A 16,962-nucleotide genomic window follows, 5' to 3' on the forward strand; every position below is an offset into this window, starting at 1 on the left:
AAAAGCGCGGTGAAGAAAGTCAGCTCTTGTCGTCGTCGCCCTGGGTGATCAGCCGGGCGCTGCGCTGGCCTGTGACGTAGATCCATAGCCAGCTCAGCGAAACCGCAAGCCGGTTGCGGAAACCGATCAGGAAATAGATATGCGCAATGCCCCAGAGCCACCAGGCGAGCCAGCCGGTCAGCTTGATCCAGCCGAAATCGATCGCGGCCGCGCGCTTGCCGATCGTCGCCAGATCACCGGCATGCTTGTAGTGGAAATGCCGCGGGCTCGTGTCGCCGGCAAGCCTGGCCTTGACGGTCGCGGCAACATGCCGTCCCTCCTGCTTGGCGGAAGGTGCCACGCCGGGCACCGGCCGTCCGTCGGGCCGCAGCACAAGTGCTGCGTCGCCTATGACAAAAATCTCCGGGCTGCCAGGCACACTGAGATCAGGCTCGACCAAGACCCTGCCGGCCCGGTCCGCCTTCGCTCCCAGCCATTCGGCGGCGGGCGATGCGGCAACGCCGGCTGCCCACAGGATCGTGCGGGCCGGCAGAACCGTGTCGCCAAAAACCACGCCTTCGGCATCGCAGCGCGTAACGGCCCGGCCAAGCTCGACCACAACACCAAGCCGCTCCAGCGCCTTCCCGGCATAGTCGGAGAGCGTCGGCGCGAAATTGGCCAGAATGCGGTCGCCGGCCTCGATCAGCACCACGCGCGTCTGGTGCGTATCGATGTTTCGGAATTCGCCGCGCAGCGTGTCATGCGCCAGTTCGGCAATGGTTCCGGCAAGTTCGACGCCGGTCGGCCCGCCGCCGACGATGGCAATGGTCAGCAACGCCTGGCGCCTGGCTGGGTCGGATTCCCGCTCCGCCTGCTCGAAGGCCAGAAGAATGCGTCGCCGAATGGTGGTGGCGTCCTCCAACGTCTTCAGGCCCGGCGCGAAAGGCTCCCATTCGTCATGGCCGAAATAGGCATGGCGCGCGCCGGTGGCGAGCACCAGCGTGTCGTAGGCGACAGCGCTGCCGTCGTCGAGCAAAACACATCTGCCGGCCCGGTCGACTCCCGTGACATTGGCCAGCAGCGTGGCCACATCCTTGCGCTTGCGCAGGAGATGGCGGATCGGCCAGGCAACCTCCGAGGTCGCCAGCGCCGTGGTTGCCACCTGATAGAGCAGCGGCTGGAACAGATGATGGTTGCGCTTGTCGATCATAGTGATGCGCACTGGTACACCGGCCAGCGCGCGGGTGAATTCAAGGCCACCGAACCCGGCGCCGACGACGACGACATGATGTCTGGCATCGCTCATTTCATTCACCCTTGATGGGCAAGATTGCCTGCCTAGATGTAGGTATTTTTGTGCAATGCAACAATGGCAGAACAGTGCGCGAGACTCGTCGTGCCATGTCGTGAATGCGCATGTTGTATCGTATCGCGAGGTATAGCGTCATCGAACGCGAGATGAGGTGAGGCATGGCTAAAGATCATGACGAACAGGGGCCGGCACAGTATGCCTCGCCGCCCTGCTTCATGCATGAGCTCGATCCAGCGTTCCAGCCACCGCTCAGCGACTGGACCGACGTCAGGCGTTGGCGCAAGGCCGAGCGTGAACGCCTGATCGCGGCGCGCCTTGCCGTTTCCGCCGAAGCGCGAACGGCAATGTCGCAACGCATCGCGGAAGGCCTCGACGCCGTGATCGGTGGCATAGGAGGCCGGATGGTCAGCCTCTACTGGCCGTTTCGCGGCGAGCCGGATCTGCGGCCATGGATGGCGTCGATCAACGCGCACGGCGGCCGCACCGCGTTGCCCATCGTCGTCGAAAAGGGTCAGCCGTTGATCTTTCGCGCCTACAAACCGGGCGACCGGCTGGAGAAAGGTGTGTGGAACATCCCGATCCCGGCCGAAGGCGATCCGGTGCTGCCGGACATCGTCATCTCGCCCATTGTCGGCATTGATCCCGCAAGCTATCGGCTGGGCTATGGCGGCGGCTTCTTCGACCGCACGCTGGCCGCCATGTCGTTCAAGCCACTGGTCATCGGCGTCGGCTACGAATTGCAGCGCATCGCCACCATCTATCCGCAGTGGCACGACATCCCTATGGACCGGATCGTGACGGAGGCTGCCACGGCATAAGTTAGAGCCCGTTTCGAAGGCAGAAAACGCCTTCAGATGACCATAGGAACGAGGTTTCGGTCGGGCTCTAAGCCATTTCCGGCTTCAGCCCCATGGCCGTCCGGTCGACGATTTCACGCAAGGCGAAGGACGAATTGATCTTCGTTACATGCGGCATCGCCGACAACCATTCCTTGTGGATGCGCTCGTAGTCGACGAGATCCTTCGCCGCGATCCTCAGGATATAATCGTACTCGCCCGACATCAGGTGGCACGACAGCACGTTCGGACAGCGTTTGATCGCCGCTTCGAAATCCGACAGCGTCTTCTCGAACTGGCCGGAGAGCGATATGTGGACGATCGCCGTCATCTGGTGGCCAAGGGCTGCGTTGGAAAGCCGGGCGTGGTAGCCGCGAATGGTTCCGGATTTTTCCAGATTGTCGAGCCGGCGCGAACAGGCCGACTGCGACAGGCCGACCTTTTCGGCCAGGGCCGCGTTCGGCATCCGGCCATCCTTCTGCAATGTCTCCAGAATGGCGATATCAATCCTGTCGAGCGGCATTCTTCGTGATTCCTGCGAATATCGGTACATTTTTCGCAACGATTATCGAAGGACGCGCGCTCCCGCAAGCGCATTCGCAAACACCTGCGCGCCGATTCATGGTTCACTGCGTCCATACAGGGAGTGAGCCCAAAAGGGCCCGGATTAGGAGAAGAAAATGCGTGTCGGCTGCCCCAAGGAAATCAAGAACCACGAATACCGTGTCGGCCTCACGCCGGGCTCGGTACGTGAATATGTCGCCCATGGCCATGAAGTTCTGGTCGAAGCCGGCGCGGGCGCCGGCATCGGCGCCGATGACAATGCCTATCGCGCCGCCGGCGCCACCATCGCCAAGACGGCCGCCGACGTGTTCGCCAAGTCGGACATGATCGTCAAGGTCAAGGAGCCGCAGCCCAATGAGTGGGTACAGCTGCGCGAAGGCCAGATCCTCTACACCTATCTTCACCTGGCCCCGGATCCGGAACAGACCAAGGGCTTGCTCGCTTCGGGCGTCACTGCGATTGCCTATGAAACCGTGACCGACGATCGTGGCGGGCTGCCGCTTCTGGCGCCGATGTCGGAAGTCGCTGGCCGCCTGTCGATCCAGGCCGGCGCCACGGCGCTGCAGAAGGCCAATGGCGGCCGCGGCGTGCTGCTCGGCGGCGTGCCCGGCGTGCTGCCCGGCAAGGTCACCGTGCTCGGCGGCGGCGTTGTTGGCCTCCACGCGGCCCGCATGGCCGCCGGCCTTGGCGCAGATGTCACCATCATCGACCGCTCGATCCCGCGTCTGCGCCAGCTCGACGACCTCTTCGCCGGCCGGGTCCACACCCGTTACTCGACCGTCGAGGCGCTCGAGGAAGAATGCTTCTCGGCCGACATCGTCGTCGGCGCCGTGCTCATCCCGGGCGCTGCCGCGCCGAAGCTCGTCACCCGCGAAATGCTGTCCGGCATGAAAAAGGGCTCGGTGCTGGTCGATGTCGCCATCGACCAAGGCGGCTGCTTCGAGACCTCGCACGCGACCACCCACGCCGAACCCACCTACGAGGTCGACGGTGTCATCCACTACTGCGTCGCCAACATGCCTGGTGCGGTGCCGGTCACTTCGGCCCATGCGCTGAATAACGCAACGCTGCACTATGGCCTGCAGCTCGCCGACAAGGGCCTGAAGGCCCTGGTCGACGACCATCACCTGCGCAACGGCCTCAACGTCCACAAGGGCAAGATCACCAACCGCGCGGTCGCCGAAGCGCTCGGCTATGAACTGGTCGAGCCGAAGGCAGTGCTGGCGGCCTAATACACCCAGAAAAAGTCAACTTACGTTCTTGCCCGCCGGTTCGCTCCGGCGGGCTTTTTCTTTTGGCGATGATGCGCCAAACCTGCTTCCCACTGGATCCATTGAAGCGTATGCCGTAAGGGCACTTCGCCTCCCGTTGTTGCATTTTTGTCATACCAGTATTGGCCGACTCCCTGCTAGGAACATCTTGGGCTTATCATCAGGGGTACGGGCTATGTTTGTTCGCGTTTCAGCGAAATCTCTTCTTCTTGGTGCAGTTTCTGTTGTGGCTTTGATGTCGGCGGCTCATGCGGCTGATGTTGTGCAGCCGGTCGAAGCATCCGGTTTCAACTGGAGCGGGGTCTATGTTGGCTTCGGTGTCGGCGCCGGTGCTAACGTCCATAAGTTGAGCAGCGATTTTGCTCCCTTCTCTTTGGACGGCATCGGTGGTGAAGGCATCTACGGCGAGCTTACCGCCGGTTACGACTACATGGTATCGCCCCGCTTCCTGCTCGGCGGATTGCTGGACGTTCATGCGGGCGATATCAAAACCAAGCTCGACGCTGGTGGTTTCAACGCCTCGATCCAAGAGACATACGGTTTCGACGCCGGTCTGCGCGTAGGTTACCTGTTTACCCCGAACACATTGGGCTACGTGCTTGGCGGCTATTCCTGGCAGAAGTACAAGCTTGATTCCAACGCTGGCTTTGGCTTCGATTGGGACCAGAGCGGATATTTCGTCGGTGGTGGTCTCGAAACAGCCATCAACAGCAATTGGACGATCAAGACCGAGTATCGCTATACGCGCTTCGGCACCAAGGACGATCTCCTTTCCGAGGCCGGCCTTGTCGGGGCTCCGGATGGCCTTCTCAATCTCGATACGTCTCGGCATACATTCCAAGTTGCCGCCAGCTATCGCTTCGGGGCGCAGAACGGCGCCGCCACTTCGTTTGAAACACCCGCCTATAACTGGTCCGGCTTCTATATCGGTGGCGGCTTGGGCGCGGGTGCGTCCGTGCACCAGATCGAAATCCCACCGCTTGGCGGCGCGAACTTCAACGGCCTCGGCGGTGAAGGCGTGCTTGGCGAGTTGAACGTCGGCTATGACCAGGACTTCGGCAGCTGGGTTGCGGGTGTCATGGTCGACGCTCGCTATTCGAACATGACCACCCAGCTCGATATCCCAGGTGGATCGATCAACCTGGATACGGACTACGGCTTCGATGTGCTGGGCCGCGTCGGCATGAAGATGAACGAATCGACCCTTGCCTATGCACTGGCTGGCTACAGCTGGCAGCATTTCGATCTGAACGCTTCCGATCCGGTCGGTGATATCATCGACTGGGGTTCCAGCGGCTTCTCAGTCGGTGGCGGCCTGGAAACGGCAGTGTCCAGCAACGTTACGCTCGGTTTGGAATACCGCTATTCGCAGTTCGCCAAGAAGGATTTCTCGTCGGATCTCGGCCTCCCCGACGACTCCATCACTTCCAAGGCTTCCTTCCACACGGTGCGTATCGGCGCGAAGTACAAGTTCAACTAAGCCCCTCCAGGCAAACAGTCGAAGCCCGTCGGCATGCCGGCGGGCTTTTCTTTGCGGCGAAGACTTTGGGCTGAACGCAGGCAACAAAAAAGCGGAGCCAAAGCCCCGCTTCCTCGATATCGAGATTGCCGCCGGTTCATCCGCGGTCGGCCAATCGATCGACAACGGCTTTCTAGCGCGTCCATGCGACAGCAGTGCGACAGAAGCTTTCTTCCGGCAATCGTTGCATCTCATGCGCGCTCGATACGGCACTGGTAGCAATTGTTGCGCGCCGAGCGGACATGCACATAGGCAATGTCTTCACGCTCGAACAAGGTCTCGGCTCGTGCGGCAATTGCTTGGGTCGGGATGACGCCACCGCTACCGTAGACGATACGATCATCGCTGCCATAGCCGCGCACGATATAGTCCGGGCTATCGAGAATCTCCGGCGGCAGCCCTGTCCCGGCGGCACGCTCGCACTCCTGGGCATGCAGGAAGATCGGCCCTGTTTCAGCGTAGGGCTGAGGGTTCGGAAATGGCCGGTAGGCGAGGACTAGGTAGACATCTCCGGCGGCGATATTCCCAAGGCAATGCCGGCAAGGCATGCCATCACCGTCAGAGATTTTCCGCTCGGGCGTCTGGCCATAGGCATCGGGGCCGCCGCGCTGCAGGGCCCTTACATCTTCGGTCGGCAGAGCTGTGAACTGGATGGCCATGGCAAGATCTCCGTTGCTATCGACCGGAAATTACCCGCTCGCGACAGGGCTTCCCACCCGATTCCCGCCAAGCATCCGGGAACCGATCCGATGTGAGGATCGGTCCCCGTCGACCTACGATGGGATCACCGGCATCCTCAGATATAAGCCGGCTAATCAGTGCGACAAATCACTTGATGAAATCGTCGAAGCGGCGGTTCAGATTCCGGCTGGAGTTACGGCCGCATGACGCTGGCCGAGCGCTCGGCGAAAGGTAGGGGATGCACGACCTCTTTCTTCTGAGCGACCGGCTTGAAACCGAGCTTCTGGTAGAGCGGCAGGGCTGCGGGGTGGTCGAGCGTGCAGGTCTGCACCGTCACCCGTTTCGGCCCATACGACCATGCCGCCGCAATCGCCGAGCCAAGGAACCAGCGGCCGATGCCTTGCCCGGTAGCGTGTTCCATCATGCCGAAATAGGCGAGTTCGACTTCCTCGGGCAGATGCGGCTTGAGGTCGAAGAAGCCTGCCGGCGAACCGTCAAGATAGAGCACCCTGATGTCGCGATCCTCGCGGTGGATTCCGGCCGACAGCTCGTCGTCATTCAGCCTTAGAACATTCACCCAGTGCCATTTGCGCCCCACCCGGTCCATCAGGTAGCGGTAGAAATGCAAGGGAATATCCCTGGTCTTCAGCAGTGCGACCTGGCGGTTGTAGGGCACCGGTGGCGAGGCGGCCTGTGGGGCATGCATCTCCAGAAAAGTCACCGTGACTTCAATATCCTGCAGCACGCCGTTTTCCATCAATTCATTCCTTGCCGGTCGTCGCTGGGCCGGTCACGACCGGCGTATCGGACAGCCCGCCCCACTCGGTCCATGAGCCGTCATAAAGCCTGTTGTCGGTGTGGCCAAGCGTCTCCAGCGCCAGCGTGACCACCGCGGCGGTGATGCCGGAGCCGCAGGAGGTGACCACTGGTTTGGACAGGTCGATACCGGCGTCCTCCATCACCTTGCGCAAACGGTCTTTCGGCAGCAGCCTGCCGTTTTCGGAAAGCGCTGAATAAGGGATGTTGCGTGCGCCCGGCATATGGCCGGAGCGGATGCCAGCGCGGGGCTCGGGCTCGACACCGGTAAAGCGGCCCGGTCCCCGGGCGTCGGCAATCTGGCTTGCTTTCGTCTCGACGATCCGGCGCATGTCGGCCAGACCGACGACGCGACCGGCATCGAAATCGGCATGAAAAACGCTTGGCGCGATTTTGGTCGGCTCGGCCGTTACCGGCCGGCCGGATGCCTTCCATCTGTCGAAGCCGCCGTCCAGAATATAGGTCTGGAAGACGCCCATGATGCGGAACATCCACCATGCCCGGGGCGCCGAGAAGAAACCCGGGCCATCATAAACGACGATGGTGTCATCGGCCGAAACGCCCATTGAGCCGACATACTGGGCGAAATGCTGCGGCGATGCGAGCGTATGCGGCAAGGCGGCGTCGGGATCCGAGACGGCATCCTGGTCCAGGAAACGGGCGCCTGGAATATGGGCTGCATCATACTCGGCGCGCGCGTCGCGTTTTTGCGCCGGCAGATACCAGGAGGCGTCTATAATCGTCAGGCCCGGCTGGCCCAAGCGCTCCTGCAGCCAGTCCGCGTCGACGGTGAAAGGACTGTCTTGGGCCATCTTTTTTCTCCTACCGCCTTTCGACGGTGTCTGTCTGTTCAGTTCGCCGGCATGGGGCCGAAGCGGATGCGGAAGCGCCTGTTCTCCCGGCCCTTCTTCTCGATCTTGCCGATGTGGATCTCGCCGATTTCGCCGGTGCTCTTCACATGGGTGCCGCCGCAGGGCTGGCTGTCCACCGAGGCGCTTTCGCCGATGCAGACAAGGCGGATATTGCCCGTGCCAACGGGCGGTCGGACATTCTTGGATTTCACCAGGCCGGGATTGGCGGCCAATTCCTCGTCGCTGATCAGCCTGGTGAAGATGGGATGATCAGCCCTCACCAGGTCCATCATGCCGGCAGTCACATCTTCCTTGGTGAAGCTGGCGTCCGGAATGTCGAAATCGACACGGCTGTCGTCCTCGGAAACCGCCGCACCGGTGATCGGGAATGGACAGACGACGGTGAGCAGGTGGCAGGCAGCGTGCATGCGCATCAACAGGTGCCGGCGCTCCCATAAGATCGCCAGCTTCACCCGCTCGCCAACGGCCGGTGCCGCCTGCGCGGGCGCCGGCACATGGATGATCTCGTCCTTGGTTTCGCCTGTAATCGTGGCGGCGATCTCGATGCGGCTGCCGTCGGCACACTCCAACGTCCCGCTATCGCCCGGCTGGCCACCAGAAGTGGCATAAAAGATCGTCCGGTCAAGGATGATGCCGCCGCGCTCATTGATGGCGACGACCGTGGCGTCAGCCGTCCTGAGATAGGCATCGTGGCGAAACAGCGCTTCTGTCTTGTGCGCCATCACGCGACCTTTTCGAACGGCACCGAGATCTTGCTCTGCAGTTCCATCCAGCCCGGCACAGGCAGCTTCTTGTCGCGCAGGAATTCCGGGTTGAACAGCTTCGACTGATAGCGCGTGCCGTAGTCGCAGAGGATCGTCACGATGGTGTGGCCCGGGCCCAATTCCCTGGCCAGCCGCATCGCGCCGGCAATGTTGATGCCGGTCGAACCGCCGACGCACAGGCCTTCCTCCTGGATCAGGTCGAAGACGATCGGCAGCGCGTCCTCATCCTTGATCTGGTAGGAAAAGTCAGGCGTGAAGCCTTCGAGATTGGCGGTGATGCGCCCCTGCCCGATGCCTTCGGTGATCGAACTGCCTTCGGACTTTAATTCGCCGCTGGTGTAGAAACTATAGAGGGCGGCGCCGAGAGGATCGGCGAGCGCAATCTTGACGTTCTTTCTCTTGGCCCTCAAACCGAGCCCGACACCAGCCAGCGTTCCGCCCGAACCCACCGCCGAGACGAAACCGTCGACCTTGCCGCCGGTCTGGGTCCAGATTTCCTCGGCAGTGGTACGGATATGGCCATCGCGGTTGGCGACATTGTCGAACTGGTTGGCCCAGATGGCGCCGTTCGGCTCGGTTCTCGCCATCTGCTCGGCCAGCCGCCCCGACAGCTTCACATAATTGTTGGGGTTCTTGTAAGGCACGGCGGGCACTTCGATCAGTTCGGCGCCGAGCAGCCTGATCGTGTCCTTCTTTTCCTGGCTCTGCGTATCCGGGATGACGATGACCGTGCGATAGCCGAGCGCCTTGGCGACGAGCGTCAGCCCAATGCCGGTGTTGCCGGCCGTCCCCTCGACGATGACACCGCCCGGCTTCAACAGGCCACGTTGTTCGGCATCGCGGATGATGAACAGCCCGGCGCGATCCTTGACCGACTGGCCCGGATTCATGAACTCGGCCTTGCCCAGGATCTCGCAGCCGGTCTCTTCGGAAGCTTTATTGAGGCGGATCAGAGGCGTGTTGCCGATCGCGTCGATCACAGAACGGGGCATTCAGGATTCCTTGTGTACGTGCGCCGAAACCCTAGAAACCCAACGCTTCGGTTTCAAGGCAAGAATTCGTCTGGTCCAGTCGCATTTCCGGCGCTGCGGTGTATGGATGTCGCTGGGGACCGGGTGGACACAGGACAGTTCATTTGCACCCGGCGTCGAGAAGCACTCTTTTCATTCGATTTCTCCACCGCTAGAGCAAGACACCAATAACTCGGCGGGGGCGCAAGCATGACACTCTATCGGGCCGATCCGAAACACGGCGTCGCCTGGGTCACGGGCGGCAGCAGCGGCATCGGCCGCTCGCTGGCCAGGGATCTGGCGTCACAAGGGTATGCGGTGGCAGTGACAGCGCTGGACGACGATCCGATCGACACGCTCATCGTCGAGACCGCACAGATGCCGGGCAAGGTCGTATCCTTTCCCTGCGACGTCACCGACGAGCCGCGCATGGCAAGGACGGTGGCGGCGATCGAGAAGGACCTCGGGCCGATCGTGCTCGCCGTCTTCAATGCCGGAAATTACATCGCGACACCTGGAGAGTCCCTCGTCGTCAAGGACTTCCGCCGCACCTTCGAGGTCAACTATTTCGGCATCATCAATGGGCTCGTGCCTGTGGTCGAGTATATGCGGGTGCGCGCTCGTGGCCATGTCGTTCTGGTCGGCTCGGTGACCGCCTATTTCGGCTGGCCGACCACGGCGGCCTATGGCGGCACCAAGGCGGCGATCAACATCCTGGCCGAGTCGCTGAAATATGATTTCGACAAGATGAACATCCGCGTCCAGGTCGTAAACCCCGGTTTCGTCGACACGCCACTGACCGAAAAGAACATGCTGCCGATGCCGGGTCTGATGCCGGTTGGACGCGCGACGCGCCGCATGGTGAAGGGAATCAAGTCCGGCGGCTTCGAAGTCACCTTCCCGTATAGAACGAGCTGGCCGCTGAAAATTCTTGGCATGCTGCCAAGGCCTTTATGCAGATGGGTGATCAACCTGACGACCAGCTGGAAGGCACGGCCGCTGCAGTATGAGCGCAAACCGCCCAACAAATAGATGCCCACAGGATTGGTGGCTTGGCTGCCTGAACGGCCGTTGCCTGTGCATGGCCACCACCATAGCTTGAATGTTGTTGCGTGGAGTCTGCGATGGGGCGACGGATCGTGTTTGCTGTGCTGGGCCTGATCGCCGTCCTCGCACTGGCCTTTGTATTGGGTCCACGCGTACCGGTCGACACCACGATCCGTTTCGATCCTTCCGTCATCGGTGACGACCCACAGGCCTATGTGGCAAAGGTTGAAGCCGCCATGCCCGGTATTCGCGACGGGCTGGAGAAGGAGATCGTCTGGGCGAACCCGATGGTGCACGCCAAGACGCCGCTGTCGATCGTCTACATCCATGGCTTTTCCGCATCGAAGGGCGAGGTCCGGCCCTTGCCCGACGACGTTGCCGACCAGCTCGACGCCAACCTGTTCTACACCCGCCTCACCGGTCACGGGCAGGACGGCGCGGCGATGACGCAAGGCAGCGTCAATGCCTGGATCAACGACTATGAGGAGGCGCTCGCCGTCGGCCGGGCGATCGGCGACAAGGTGATCGTCATCTCAACGTCGACCGGCGGCTCGCTGGCGGCCTGGGCGGCGACGCAGGCCGGTGCTTCGGATGGCGTGGCGGCCATTGCATTCATCTCGCCCAATTTCGGCGTGAAGGCATCCGGCGCCGAGGTCCTGGCCATGCCATGGGGCAAGCAGATCGCTGAACTCGTCGCCGGCAGGGAACGCAGCTTCGCGCCGCGCAACGCGCTGCATGAGAAATTCTGGACCACCAGATATCCGATCGCAGCGACAATGCCGATGCAGGCCCTGACGGAGCTAGCCTATGGCGCGCCCGTGGAGAAGGCGACCATCCCGGCTTTGTTCATCTTCTCGGACTTGGACAGAGTGGTGCGGGCCGACCGCACCCGCGAAATCGCCGCGCGCTGGGGCGGCCCGCATGAACTGGTCCCCATCGAAAGCAGTGGCGATCCCGACAATCATGTCATCGCCGGCGACGCACTGTCGCCATCCACCACGGCTTTCCTGGCGCAACGGATTGCTGTCTGGGTCGAGGCGGTGGCGAAGTAAGGTTCGGAGACGAAAAGGGCTGATGAAGCATTGCTTCATCAGCCCCTTTCTTTGTTGGTCAGTCACCAGCCAACCACCAAGGGTTGGCCAACTGCATAAGGCGTATTAAGCAGCTCGCGCCGCCGGACGCTTGCCACCGAAGCGGCGCTTGTTGTTGCCCTTGAAGGGCTTGGCGCCTTCGGGCTTGCGTTCGCCGGCAAAGGCTGGCTTGTCGCCGAAACGCTTCTTGCCGAAGCCGTTGTTCTGCTTCTTCTCGCCGCCCGGTCGCCGGCCGTCGCGACGCCCATTGCGGTCGCTGCGATCATTGGCGGGTTCGAAGCGCTCGTTCTTTTCCGCCGGATTGCGTGCCGGATCCGGGCTGCCGAGATGGTCGGCAACAACAGGCAGCTTGGTGCGGATGATCCGCTCGACCTGGCGCAGCTTGCTGTTCTCCGAAGGATCGCAAAGCGTGATCGCGATGCCGTCCATGCCGTTGCGACCGGTGCGGCCGATGCGGTGGACGTAGCTTTCAGCCTCGTCCGGCAGGTCGAAATTCACGACATGGCTGATGCCGGGCACGTCGATGCCGCGCGCGGCGATGTCGGTCGCGACCAGAATGCGCACCGAACCGTCGCGGAAATCATTCAGCGCCTTCTGACGGGCATTCTGCGACTTGTTGCCGTGGATGACGGCCGCCTTGAAGCCGTCGCGCTCGAGGTCCTTGGTCACCCGGTCCGCACCATGCTTGGTACGCGAAAAGATGATGACGGACTTCATCGCCTCATCGGCGAGCATCGTCGACAACACCTGGCGCTTCTGCTTGGTGCGGGCGAAGACGACGCCCTGGACGATTTCGGCGGCCGCGGTGCTTTGCGGCGAGACTTCGACACGGACAGGGTTCTTCAGGAGGCCCTTGGCGAGTTCAGCGATCTCGTCCGGCATGGTGGCCGAGAAGAGCGCCGTCTGGCGATCGGGCGCGGTCGCCTTGGCGATGCGCTTGACGTCGTTGATGAAGCCCATGTCGAGCATGCGGTCGCCCTCGTCCAGCACCAGCCATTTGGTGTCGGAGAGGATGAGGTCGCCCTCGCGCACGAGGTCGGTCAACCGGCCGGGCGTGGCGATGAGGATATCGACGCCGGGAGCAACCTTCTTCACCTGGCTGAAGCGCGAGACACCGCCCAGCACGAGTGCCGTCGAGACATGCGCGCCCTTGGCGAGGATCTTGATGGTGTCCTCGATCTGCACCGCGAGTTCGCGGGTCGGCGCCAGGATCAGCGCGCGGGTCGTCTTGGCGCGCCGCTTGGTGCCGAGCGCGATGATCTTGGACAGGATCGGCAGCGCAAAGGCCGCGGTTTTGCCGGAGCCGGTCTGCGCGATGCCGAAAATGTCACGGCCTTCCAGCTGCGGCGGGATGGCCTGCATCTGGATCGGCTTCGGTTCGGCGAAGCCGGCATTGTGGGTGGCCTTGAGCAGCGCACCCGTAATTCCCAGCGCCGCGAAACCGGAGAGTTCCGCGGTATCGTTGCCGGGCAAAGTGTTTTCGTTGGTCAAAATAATCTTCTTTCACGCGGCCTCTGGCCGCAAACGTCAATCGCGGCAGGGCGCAACCTGCCGTCGAAAATTTGATATGAAACGACAAGGCGGGCGAACACGTGCGTCCACTCGGCTGCGCTGTCGCGCCCGCAGGCATCATGCCACGGGGCTTTTTCGCCACTTTGTGATGTATCGGAAAGAGGAGCCGATATACCGGAAAGAGGGAAAACAGACGCAACCAGTCTCATTTGTCGAGAAGGCCGGAATCTCCCGGCCCAAGCGCCTATGGGTTGCATATGGCTGAGTTCGCCCCGGAATGCAAGAGGCGCGATGTTGCGGTGCAGCAAAAACCAGCTAGAAGCCGACGCTTGCGCTCCCCGACGGGCACCATTACCACAAACGCAGCTTCCGTTTCCTGGGGACCCGAGCGATGAAAGACGTGCTGAAGGAACTCGAGCGGCGGCGTGACATCGCCCGCATGGGCGGCGGCCAGGCCCGCATCGACGCCCAGCACAAGAAGGGCAAACTCACAGCGCGCGAGCGCATCGAGGTGTTCCTCGACGAGGGGTCGTTCGAGGAGTTCGACATGTATGTCGAGCACCGCTCGACCGACTTCGGCATGGAGAAGACCAAGATCGCAGGCGATGGCGTCGTCACCGGCTGGGGCACGGTCAACGGCCGTCCGGTCTATCTCTTCGCCAAGGATTTCACCGTGTTCGGCGGTTCGCTGTCGGAAGCCCATGCCGAAAAGGTCATCAAGGTGCAGGAGATGGCGCTGCGCAATCGCGCGCCGATCATCGGCCTCTACGATGCCGGGGGCGCGCGCATCCAGGAAGGCGTCGCCGCACTCGGCGGCTACGCCGAGATATTCCAGCGCAATGTGCTCGCTTCGGGTGTCATTCCGCAGATCTCCGTCATCATGGGCCCTTGTGCCGGCGGTGACGTCTATTCGCCCGCCATGACCGATTTCATCTTCATGGTGCGCGACACCTCCTACATGTTTGTCACCGGGCCGGATGTGGTGAAGACCGTGACCAACGAGACGGTGACCGCCGAGAGCCTCGGCGGCGCTTCCGTCCACACGACGAAATCCTCGATCGCCGACGGCGCCTATGACAATGACGTCGAAGCACTCTTGCAGATGCGCCGGCTGGTCGACCTGTTGCCAGCTTCCAATACGTCGGAGCTCCCCGAGATCGAATGCTACCAGTCGGTCACCGACCATGACATGTCGCTCGACCGGCTGATCCCCGACAATGCCAACAAGCCCTACGACATCAAGGAGCTGATCCTGAAGGTCGCCGATGAGGGTGATTTCTTCGAGATCCAGCAGAGTTTTGCGAAGAACATCGTCACCGGTTTCGGCCGGGTCGAGGGCCGCACGGTCGGCTTTGTCGCCAACCAGCCAATGGTGCTGGCGGGCGTGCTCGATTCCGACGCCAGCCGCAAGGCGGCACGCTTCGTGCGCTTCTGCGACTGTTTTTCTATTCCCATCGTCACCTTCGTCGATGTTCCCGGTTTTCTGCCCGGCACGGCGCAGGAGTATGGCGGCCTGATCAAACATGGCGCCAAGCTGCTTTTCGCCTATGCCGAGGCGACCGTGCCGAAGATCACCGTCATCACCCGCAAGGCCTATGGCGGCGCCTACGACGTCATGGCGTCAAAGCATCTGCGCGGCGACATGAACTATGCCTGGCCGACGGCGCAGATCGCCGTTATGGGGGCGAGAGGCGCGGTCGAGATCATCTACCGCAAGGACATCGGCGATGCCGAGAAAATCGCTGCCCATACAAAGGCTTACGAGGACCGCTTCCTGTCGCCGTTCGTAGCCGCCGAGCGCGGCTATGTCGACGAGGTGATCATGCCGCACTCGACCCGCCGCCGTATCGCCCGGGCGCTTCGCATGCTGCGCAACAAGGATATGCAGAACCCCTGGAAGAAGCACGACAACATCCCGCTGTGAACTGGTGTCGCGGGCATCGCGGTTGATCAGCGCCAGCCTCCGGCAGCCACCAGTTCGCGCAGCACCGGCACCATTGCCAGCGGCAAATCCTCGGCGATCAGCCCCGGCCCGGACCGACTGCCGGCCTCGGCATGGATCCAGACCGCCGCGCAGGCCGCTTCGAAGGCCGGCATGCCTTGGGCAAGCAGTCCGGCCGTGATGCCGGACAACACATCGCCCGACCCAGCGGTGGCAAGCCAGGCCGCGCCATTGGAATTGATCGCCGCCCTGCCGTCCGGAGCGGCGATCACCGTATCGGCGCCCTTGTAGACGATGACGGCATTGGCGCGCGCTGCCGCCGCGCGTGCCTTGTCAAGCTTCGATGAGGCATTGTCATCGGCGATGCCAGGAAACAGCCTGGCGAACTCCCCTTCATGCGGTGTCATCACCAGCGCGGGCGCGTTCGGCCCGCGGGCAGCTTCGAACAAGACATCTGGCGCCTCACGAAACGAAGTGATCGCGTCGGCGTCGAAGACCAGGCCGGCAATTCCAGTGGACGCGGCCGCTGGCTTGCCCGACGCGAGCAGCGCAAGCGCGAACGCCTGGGTTTTTTCACCGACGCCAAAGCCAGGCCCGAGAACAAAGGCCGATGGCCGGCGCTCCTCGACAAATGCCTCAATGTCGGCAGCGTCGTCGGCCCTGTGCAGCATGATCGAGGTCAGGTGCGCGGCATTGACCTGCATGGCGTTGCCCGGCGACAGGACCGTCACCGCCCCTGCCCCGCTTCGGGCAGCGCCAAGCGCTGAGAGCCGCGCCGCGCCGGTGGCATTGGGGCCACCGGAAAAGACACCGACATGACCGCGCCTGTATTTGTGCGCGTCGACGGCCGGCACCGGCAAATAGCGCAACCAAAGCACTGGTCCGTTCTCGAACGTCCGGGGCTGGAGCCTTGCAATGATTTCCAGCCCAATGCCGATATCGGCAAGCACGATCTCGCCGCATCGCTGCCGGCCGGGCAGGAGCAGATGGCCAGGCTTCTTGCGCGCAAAGGTCACTGTGAGCTCGGCCGAAAACGACCTGCCGAGCACCTTGCCGCTGTCGCCGGCAATGCCGGAAGGCAGGTCGACCGCGACAACCGGCAAATGCAGGTCGGTGACCAGATCGACCGCCCTGGCGGCCTCACCCGAGAGCCGCTTGGACAGCCCTGCCCCGTAAAGCGCATCGACCACGATCGAGCCGAAACCGGCATCAAAGTCCGATAGCGGCCGGGGCTTGATTGAGCATTCGGCGGCGGCGAGTGCCGCATCGCTATGCGGTTTCGGCGGGGCAGACGCCCAGACCGTGGTGGCGACGCCGCTGCCGGCGAGGATCCGGGCAACGACATAACCGTCGCCACCATTGTTGCCCGGGCCGCACAACACATGGACGTGCGACGCCGCGGGATAGCGGCTGAGCACTTCGGCCGCGACGGCTTGCCCGGCACGTCGCATCAATCCAATGCCGCCGGTTGGACCTGCTGCAATTGTCAGCCGATCCGCCTCGCCCATCTCGGCGGAAGTAAGAAGTTCATGGCTCATGGATTGCCGATCCGCATTCGATCAAGCATTGTCCAGTTTTCGGCTCGACGCAAACGGGGAGGAGCTGGCGCTGTCATGACCATGTCGATCGGTGCAAGGATCGCGGGCACCAAGCTGCGCGCCTGATGAGCACTTTGCCCAGATCTTGGGCAGACATGCACAGGAGTGCCGGATAGGCTACAGCCGTTCATGCCGCTTCCAATGCAGC

At 62.4% G+C, this 16,962-nt stretch carries 15 protein-coding genes; 6 read left to right on the top strand and 9 right to left on the bottom strand.

Annotated elements, in window-relative coordinates; all coding sequences use genetic code 11:
- Positions 1 to 19: 19 nt before the first annotated feature.
- Positions 20 to 1,285: an NAD(P)/FAD-dependent oxidoreductase gene (locus O7A70_RS12075; protein ID WP_337140578.1), complete on the bottom strand. Its 1,266-nt coding sequence runs from the start codon at positions 1,283 to 1,285 to the stop codon at positions 20 to 22.
- 164 nt (positions 1,286 to 1,449) lie between these two features.
- Here O7A70_RS12075 and O7A70_RS12080 point away from each other — a divergent pair, with 164 nt between their 5' ends.
- Entirely contained in the window at positions 1,450 to 2,109 is a 660-nt protein-coding gene (locus O7A70_RS12080; protein ID WP_337140580.1) for a 5-formyltetrahydrofolate cyclo-ligase, read from the top strand.
- A gap of 67 nt (positions 2,110 to 2,176) precedes the next feature.
- On the opposite strand, the gene O7A70_RS12085 is transcribed toward O7A70_RS12080, so the two are convergent.
- Positions 2,177 to 2,650, bottom strand: a complete 474-nt coding sequence (locus O7A70_RS12085) for an Lrp/AsnC family transcriptional regulator (protein WP_015317948.1) — start codon at positions 2,648 to 2,650, stop codon at positions 2,177 to 2,179.
- A 157-nt stretch (positions 2,651 to 2,807) separates the two neighbouring features.
- On the opposite strand from O7A70_RS12085, the gene ald reads away from it, so the two are divergent.
- Together ald and O7A70_RS12095 are read left to right on the top strand one after the other, a co-directional pair.
- Entirely contained in the window at positions 2,808 to 3,923 is a 1,116-nt protein-coding gene (ald, locus tag O7A70_RS12090; protein ID WP_019858003.1) for an alanine dehydrogenase, read from the top strand.
- A 214-nt stretch (positions 3,924 to 4,137) separates the two neighbouring features.
- The gene (locus tag O7A70_RS12095) at positions 4,138 to 5,442 is read left to right on the top strand and encodes an outer membrane protein (protein WP_337140581.1); all 1,305 of its coding nucleotides are present in this window, start codon (positions 4,138 to 4,140) and stop codon (positions 5,440 to 5,442) included.
- Between the two features lie 230 nt (positions 5,443 to 5,672).
- Here the strand turns inward: O7A70_RS12095 and O7A70_RS12100 are convergent, their stop codons facing one another.
- The 5 genes from O7A70_RS12100 to O7A70_RS12120 all read right to left on the bottom strand — a co-directional run bounded on the left by O7A70_RS12100 (position 5,673) and on the right by O7A70_RS12120 (position 9,606).
- A complete protein-coding gene (locus O7A70_RS12100) occupies positions 5,673 to 6,140 on the bottom strand; it encodes a DUF1203 domain-containing protein (RefSeq protein WP_337140582.1) in 468 nt (155 codons plus the stop codon).
- A 215-nt stretch (positions 6,141 to 6,355) separates the two neighbouring features.
- Positions 6,356 to 6,919, bottom strand: coding sequence for a GNAT family N-acetyltransferase (locus tag O7A70_RS12105; RefSeq protein WP_027145601.1), 564 nt, complete (start codon positions 6,917 to 6,919; stop codon positions 6,356 to 6,358).
- A 4-nt stretch (positions 6,920 to 6,923) separates the two neighbouring features.
- Positions 6,924 to 7,790 (bottom strand): 3-mercaptopyruvate sulfurtransferase, encoded by an 867-nt coding sequence (sseA, locus tag O7A70_RS12110; RefSeq protein ID WP_337140583.1) that lies wholly within the window; start codon positions 7,788 to 7,790, stop codon positions 6,924 to 6,926.
- A gap of 38 nt (positions 7,791 to 7,828) precedes the next feature.
- Positions 7,829 to 8,572, bottom strand: a complete 744-nt coding sequence (locus O7A70_RS12115; RefSeq protein ID WP_337140584.1) for an alanyl-tRNA editing protein — start codon at positions 8,570 to 8,572, stop codon at positions 7,829 to 7,831.
- On the bottom strand, positions 8,572 to 9,606 hold the full coding sequence (locus O7A70_RS12120; RefSeq protein WP_337140585.1) for a cysteine synthase A: 1,035 nt from the start codon (positions 9,604 to 9,606) through the stop codon (positions 8,572 to 8,574). Before O7A70_RS12120 ends, O7A70_RS12115 begins: the two co-directional genes overlap by 1 nt.
- A gap of 228 nt (positions 9,607 to 9,834) precedes the next feature.
- Here O7A70_RS12120 and O7A70_RS12125 point away from each other — a divergent pair, with 228 nt between their 5' ends.
- On the top strand, positions 9,835 to 10,656 hold the full coding sequence (locus tag O7A70_RS12125) for an SDR family oxidoreductase (RefSeq protein WP_337140586.1): 822 nt from the start codon (positions 9,835 to 9,837) through the stop codon (positions 10,654 to 10,656).
- A 92-nt stretch (positions 10,657 to 10,748) separates the two neighbouring features.
- Positions 10,749 to 11,723, top strand: a complete 975-nt coding sequence (locus O7A70_RS12130) for an alpha/beta hydrolase (RefSeq protein ID WP_337140587.1) — start codon at positions 10,749 to 10,751, stop codon at positions 11,721 to 11,723.
- A gap of 105 nt (positions 11,724 to 11,828) precedes the next feature.
- Here the strand turns inward: O7A70_RS12130 and O7A70_RS12135 are convergent, their stop codons facing one another.
- Positions 11,829 to 13,253 carry a DEAD/DEAH box helicase gene (locus tag O7A70_RS12135; RefSeq protein ID WP_027145595.1) on the bottom strand — a complete coding sequence of 475 codons (1,425 nt, stop codon included), beginning with the start codon at positions 13,251 to 13,253 and terminating at the stop codon, positions 11,829 to 11,831.
- Positions 13,254 to 13,665: 412 nt separating this feature from the next.
- On the opposite strand from O7A70_RS12135, the gene O7A70_RS12140 reads away from it, so the two are divergent.
- Complete coding sequence (locus O7A70_RS12140; protein ID WP_027145594.1) at positions 13,666 to 15,198, top strand: acyl-CoA carboxylase subunit beta; 1,533 nt, start codon at positions 13,666 to 13,668, stop codon at positions 15,196 to 15,198.
- Positions 15,199 to 15,224: 26 nt separating this feature from the next.
- Here O7A70_RS12140 and O7A70_RS12145 read toward each other — a convergent pair whose 3' ends face one another.
- On the bottom strand, positions 15,225 to 16,754 hold the full coding sequence (locus O7A70_RS12145) for an NAD(P)H-hydrate dehydratase (protein ID WP_337140588.1): 1,530 nt from the start codon (positions 16,752 to 16,754) through the stop codon (positions 15,225 to 15,227).
- Positions 16,755 to 16,962: the final 208 nt, after the last annotated feature.

The organism is Mesorhizobium sp. Cs1299R1N1 (assembly GCF_037179655.1).
Taxonomy (GTDB): Bacteria; Pseudomonadota; Alphaproteobacteria; order Rhizobiales; family Rhizobiaceae; genus Mesorhizobium; species Mesorhizobium salmacidum.